General features: G+C 62.5%; 4 protein-coding genes. All 4 read right to left on the reverse strand.

Going from position 1 to position 5,449, the window contains the following annotated elements; genetic code table 11:
- Positions 1-251: 251 nt before the first annotated feature.
- Genes N5J71_RS21860 through N5J71_RS21875 form a run of 4 tightly spaced genes read right to left on the reverse strand, consistent with a single transcriptional unit; the run spans position 252 to position 5,434 of the window.
- Complete coding sequence (locus tag N5J71_RS21860) at positions 252-467, reverse strand: YgdI/YgdR family lipoprotein (protein WP_003464264.1); 216 nt, start codon at positions 465-467, stop codon at positions 252-254.
- A 43-nt stretch (positions 468-510) separates the two neighbouring features.
- Positions 511-1,626 (reverse strand): ABC transporter permease, encoded by a 1,116-nt coding sequence (locus tag N5J71_RS21865; protein WP_100549188.1) that lies wholly within the window; start codon positions 1,624-1,626, stop codon positions 511-513.
- A 2-nt stretch (positions 1,627-1,628) separates the two neighbouring features.
- Positions 1,629-4,364, reverse strand: coding sequence for a ribosome-associated ATPase/putative transporter RbbA (rbbA, locus tag N5J71_RS21870; protein WP_279917643.1), 2,736 nt, complete (start codon positions 4,362-4,364; stop codon positions 1,629-1,631).
- Positions 4,361-5,434: an HlyD family secretion protein gene (locus tag N5J71_RS21875; protein WP_003464255.1), complete on the reverse strand. Its 1,074-nt coding sequence runs from the start codon at positions 5,432-5,434 to the stop codon at positions 4,361-4,363. Before N5J71_RS21875 ends, rbbA begins: the two co-directional genes overlap by 4 nt.
- Between the last annotated feature and the right edge of the window lie 15 nt (positions 5,435-5,449).

Genomic DNA, 5,449 nt, shown 5'->3' on the forward strand with positions numbered 1-5,449 from the left:
GCTACCGGTGGTGAGCACGTCGCCACGGCGCAACGTCAGGTAGTCGTCGTTCTTGATTGCGTTGACCTTGACGCCGGCGCAGCCGTAGAGGAAAAGCGCCGAGAAGATGAACAGCCAGGCACGTGATGGGTACAGGAAGGAGCGGAGCACGAAGATTCTCAAGGCAAGGGTGGATGGCGATTCTAATGGGGAGCGATGCGAAATATCACCTCGCCGGCGGGGCTTCGGCCCTGCCGCGAGGTTCGCTCGGGTTACAGCTCCTGGATGGTACGCACCTGATCCTTGTTCAGGCGCTGGCGTTTGCCATCCAGTTGCTCAAATTCGTAGAAACCGCTCTTGGCGTCGTAATCAGGGGTGTCTAGGGTTTGGATTTCCCGGCCGTCGTTGAGCACGATCAGCGACGGCGTCGAGCAGCCGGCCAGTAGGCCGAGAGTCAGGAATACGCTTGTTAGGAAGGTTTTTTTCATGTCGATGCTCCGTTCAGGGCAAGGTTGCAGGGAGGGGGTGCTACTAACGTAGCGATTTGCGCAATCGAGACAGCGCGCCGAGGAAGAACGCCGTACCGATCACTGCCAGGGCCAGCAATTGCGGCCAAACCACGGAGGTGCCGGCTCCGCGGAACAGGATGGACTGGGCCAGTTCGACGAAGTGCGTGGTGGGGGCGATCAGCATGATGTGTTGCACCGCTTCTGGCATGCTTTCGCGCGGTGTCATACCGCCCGAGAGGATTTGCAGTGGCAGCAGCACGAGGATGATCAGCAGGCCGAGTTGCGGCATTGACCGGGCCAGGGTACCGAGGAAGATACCCATCGAGGTGGTGGCGAACAGGTGCAGGGCGACTCCGCAGAGAAATAGCAGGGTGGAGCCCGGGATCGGCACCGCCAACCAGCCTTGTATGATGAAACGCAGGGAGAGAGTGGTCGCCAGCAGTACCACGATGCCCATCGACCAGACCTTTGCAGACATGATTTCAAAGGCCGTGACCGGCATCACCAGCAGGTGTTCGATGGTGCCATGCTCACGTTCGCGGATCAGTGCGGCGCCGGTGAGGATGATCGACAGCATGGTTATCTGGCTGATGATGGCGTTGATGGAGCCGAACCAGGACTGCACCAGGTTCGGGTTGTAGGCCATGTGCACGACAGATTCCACGGGGGGGCTGCTGACGCCTCGGTAACGGTTGAGGAACTCGCCGACCTCGTCGCCGATGATCTGCTGGATGTGCCCGGCACCACTGAAGGCTTGGCTGATCTGGGTGGCGTCGACGTTCAATTGAATGACCGGCTTGCGCCCTGCGAGCAGATCCCGTTGGAAGTTTGGCGGTATGTTCAGAGTGAAGGTATAGAGCCCGGTGTCCATGCCATCGTCCATCTCGCTGATGCTGATGTAGCGTGGTGTGAGGAAGTAGGGTTGCTGAAAGGCGCCGATGATGCGGTTGGTCACCTGGGAGCGATCTTCGTCGACCACAGCTATGGTGGCGTGGAAGGGCGTTTCCGGAATACTGGTGGCTTGGGAGTAGATGCTCAGGGTGAAGGAATAGGCGATCAGCAGGAGCATGGCTGGGTCGCGGCACAGGCTGCGCAGTTCCTTGATCCCCAGTTGCAGGATGTTGCCCAGTTTGCGCATGTTCACTTCTCCTGCTTCTTCAGGCCGGCGATGCTGAGTAGGGTCAGCACGGGGATGGTCAGCAGCAGAGGGATGAAATAGCTGTACAGATCGGGAAGGCCGAGAGCTTTGGAGAACACGCCACGGCTGATGGTCAGGAAATGGCTGGTCGGATAGATGTTACCGATCAGGGCGCTGGCTCCTTCCATGGCCGATACCGGGTGGGTCAGCCCCGAGAACTGGGTGGCGGGTACCAGGGTGGCGATGGCGGTTCCGAAGATGGCGGCGATCTGACTGTTGAGGGCCGCCGAGATCAACAGGCCCAGGCCAGTGGCGCAAATCACATAGAGCAACGCGCCGATGGTCAGCGATAGCATGCTGCCCTTGACTGGTACATCGAATACCAGCACTGAGAGGGCCACCAGCATGAAGAAGTTGACCATGCCCAAGGCGATGTAGGGCAGCTGTTTGCCGAGCAGGAATTCCACGCGAGTGACCGGCGTGACGTAGAAATTGGTGATCGAGCCGAGCTCCTTCTCGCGCACCACGCCGAGTGCGGTTAGCATCGCCGGGATCAGCATCAGCAGGATCGGGATGACCGCCGGCACCATGGCCGGTAGGCTCTTCACGTCAGGGTTGTAGCGGTAACGCAGGGCGACCTCGTACGGTGCACTCGCCATATTGCCCGTGGTCTGCTGGGCGAGCTCCTGCAGGTAGCTCTGGTGAATCCCCTGCACGTAGCCTTTGATCGTGTTGGCGCGGGTCGGCATGGCTGCATCGACCCAGAAGCCGATCTGAGGCGCGTCGCCGCGCTTGAGGTCACGGCCGAAGCCCGGGGGGATTTCCACCGCCAGGCTGATATCGCCGGTGCGCATGCGCTGGTCGAGTTCGTCGTAATCGCGCAATGGCACCTTTTCCACGAAATAGCGCGAGCCCGCGATGTTCTCGGTATAGGCTGCGCTGGTGGTGGTCTGGTCGCGATCAAGCACTGCATAGCTCAGGTCTTCCACATCCATGCTGATGCCATAACCCATGATGAACATCAGCAACACCGTGCCGACCAGTGCCAGGGTGGCGCGGATCGGGTCGCGGCGCAGCTCCATGGATTCGCGCTGGGCGTAGCTGTACAGGCGACGCAGGCTGAAGCGTGCCTGGTGGTTGGTTCCGGATCCGGCCGCCGGCGCGGGGGGCGGAGTGTCCGGTTCGGCCTGGGCGTCTTCGGCGGCGTCCTGCAGGTAGGCGATAAAGGTCTGCTCCAGCGTCGGCAGACCACGCTTTTCCATCAGTGCCTGCGGCGTGTCGCTGTCCAGCACCCGACCGGCGTGCATCATTGACATCCGGTCGCAACGCAGCGCCTCGTTCATGAAGTGGGTGGAGATGAAGATGGTCACGCCATCTTCGCGCGACAGTTTTACCAGCAGCGCCCAGAAGCCGTCGCGGGCGATCGGGTCGACCCCCGAGGTGGGTTCGTCGAGAATCAGAATTTCCGGTTTGTGTATCACCGCTACCGCCAGCGACAGACGCTGGCGCACGCCCAGAGGCAGGTCGGTCGGCAACTGTTCGGCGACGCCCAGCAGATCGAAGTGTTCAAGCATTTCCTGGACGCGGCCTCGGCGTTGCCGTTCAGGGACATGGAACAGACGAGCATGCATCTCGAGGTTCTGCTGCACCGTCAGTTCGCTGTACAGCGAGAACGCCTGCGACATGTAGCCGACCCGTCGGCGGGTATCTATGTCGCGGGAGTCGACCGGCTGGCCGAACAGCGCGCAAGAGCCCTCGCTGGCTGGTTGCAGGCCGGTGAGCATCTTCATAGTGGTGGATTTGCCACAGCCATTGGAGCCTAGGAAACCGAAGATCTCTCCGCGCTCGATGCGGAAATCCACATGGTCGACGGCGACGAAATCGCCAAAGCGGCAGGTCAGGCCGCGTGCCTCGATGGCGATCGCGTCCTTGTCACTGGCGACCTGGCGTGGCGGGATGACCAGTGCATGGTGGCCGCGGCGCTTCTCTTCCGGCAGCAGGGCGATGAAGGCCTCCTCCAGGCTGTCGCTGCCGGTGCGCCCCAGCAGTTCCTGTGGTGTGCCGGTGGCCAGCACCTTGCCGTCGTCCATGGCCACCAGCCAGTCGAAACGCTGGGCTTCGTCCATGTAGGCGGTGGCGACCAGCACGCTCATGCCGGGGCGGCGCTTGCGAATGCGCTCGATCAATTCCCAGAACTGGTTGCGCGCCAGCGGGTCGACGCCGGTGGTGGGTTCGTCGAGGATCAACAGATCCGGATCGTGGATCAGCGCACAGCACAAGCCGAGCTTCTGTTTCATGCCGCCGGACAGCTTGCCCGCCGGGCGTTCGACAAACGGCGCCAGGCCGGTGCTTTGCGTCAGGTCGGCAATCCGCGCCCTGCGCTCCTGCTCATCCTGGCCGAACAGGCGGCCGAAGAAGTCGAGGTTCTCGAACACGGTCAGGGTCGGGTAGAGATTCTTGCCCAGGCCCTGGGGCATGTAGGCGATGCGCGGGCAGACGTCGCGGCGGTGGCCGGCATCGGCCATGTCGCCGTCGAGCACCCGTATCGTGCCGTCCTGCATCCTACGCGCCCCGGCGATCAGGGCCAGCAGGCTGGACTTGCCCACGCCATCTGGGCCGATCAGGCCGACCATGCGGTTGGCGGGGATGTCGAGGGTGACCGCGTCCACCGCGCAGGTTTTGTTGTAGCGCAGGCTGACCTCGATCAGTTGCACCACGCTGGGGTCGTTCGCTGTCATGGTGTGATTCGCACGTGCAGGCTTTCGGGCCACTCGGCGGCGGCGTCAAGTTTCAGGTAGGCCATGCCGGGAACCCCGGTCTTGACCTGTTCGAGGTGTTTTTGCAGCAGTTCTGGATCGATTCGGGCCTTGACCCGGAACATCAGTTTTTCCCGTTCGTTGGCGGTTTCCACTGTCTTGGGGGTGAACTGTGCGACGCTGGCGACGAAGGTCACCTTGGCTGGAATTACATATTGCGGTGCGGCATCCAGGATCAGTCGCACGTCCGCGCCCAGGGCGACTCGACCAGCCTGTTGCGCCGGCAGGAAGACGTTCATGTACACGTCGTTGAGGTCGACCAGATTGAGTACCTTGCCGCCGGCACCCAAGACTTCACCTGGCTGGCTGACGCGATACTGCACACGGCCACTTCGGGGCGCCTTTAGCCGGCTGTCCTCGATATCCGCTTGCAGCCGCTCGACGCTGGCCTGGGCTGCCTCCACGCTGGATTCGGCCTCGATCACCTGCGATTGCGCAGCATCTATGGCGGCCTGGCTCGACAGAACCTGGGAACGGGCGGCGCTGAGTGCGGCCTGGCTGCTTTGCAGGGCGGCCAGGTCATCGTCGAGTTTCTGCTGGGGCAAGGCATTGCGTCTGACCAGGGTCTCGGTACGGGCGTAGCGCTTCTGCGCCGCAGTCAGCTCGGCCTGACGCTGGTGCACAACGGCTTCGGCGGTGGCTTTCTCGCTGATGCGCAGGGAAACTTGGGAATGGGCCGTGCGGGTGGCGTTCTGCGCCTGGCGAACCTGGGCCTGGGCCTGGCTCAACTGGGCGGTGAGCACCTGGATGTCCATTTGCGCGAGTACTTGTCCGGCGGCGACGAAATCGCCTTCGTCGACGTCGATCTGCAGCAGACGGCCAGCTAGTTTCGTGGCGACGTCCACTTCGGTTGCCTCGATCCGGCCATTGGCGCTGGCGAAACCGGAACCCAGGCCGCTCGGGCGCAGTTCCAGCCAGACCAGTGCGGCCACGGCGGCCAGGGCGACGGCGGAGGCCGTGTGGATCAGGGTTTTCTTCTGTTGTGGCTTCATCGAGGGTTTTCCTAA

The sequence above is a fragment of the Ectopseudomonas oleovorans genome, from assembly GCF_029845265.1.
Taxonomy (GTDB): domain Bacteria; phylum Pseudomonadota; class Gammaproteobacteria; order Pseudomonadales; family Pseudomonadaceae; genus Aquipseudomonas; species Aquipseudomonas oleovorans.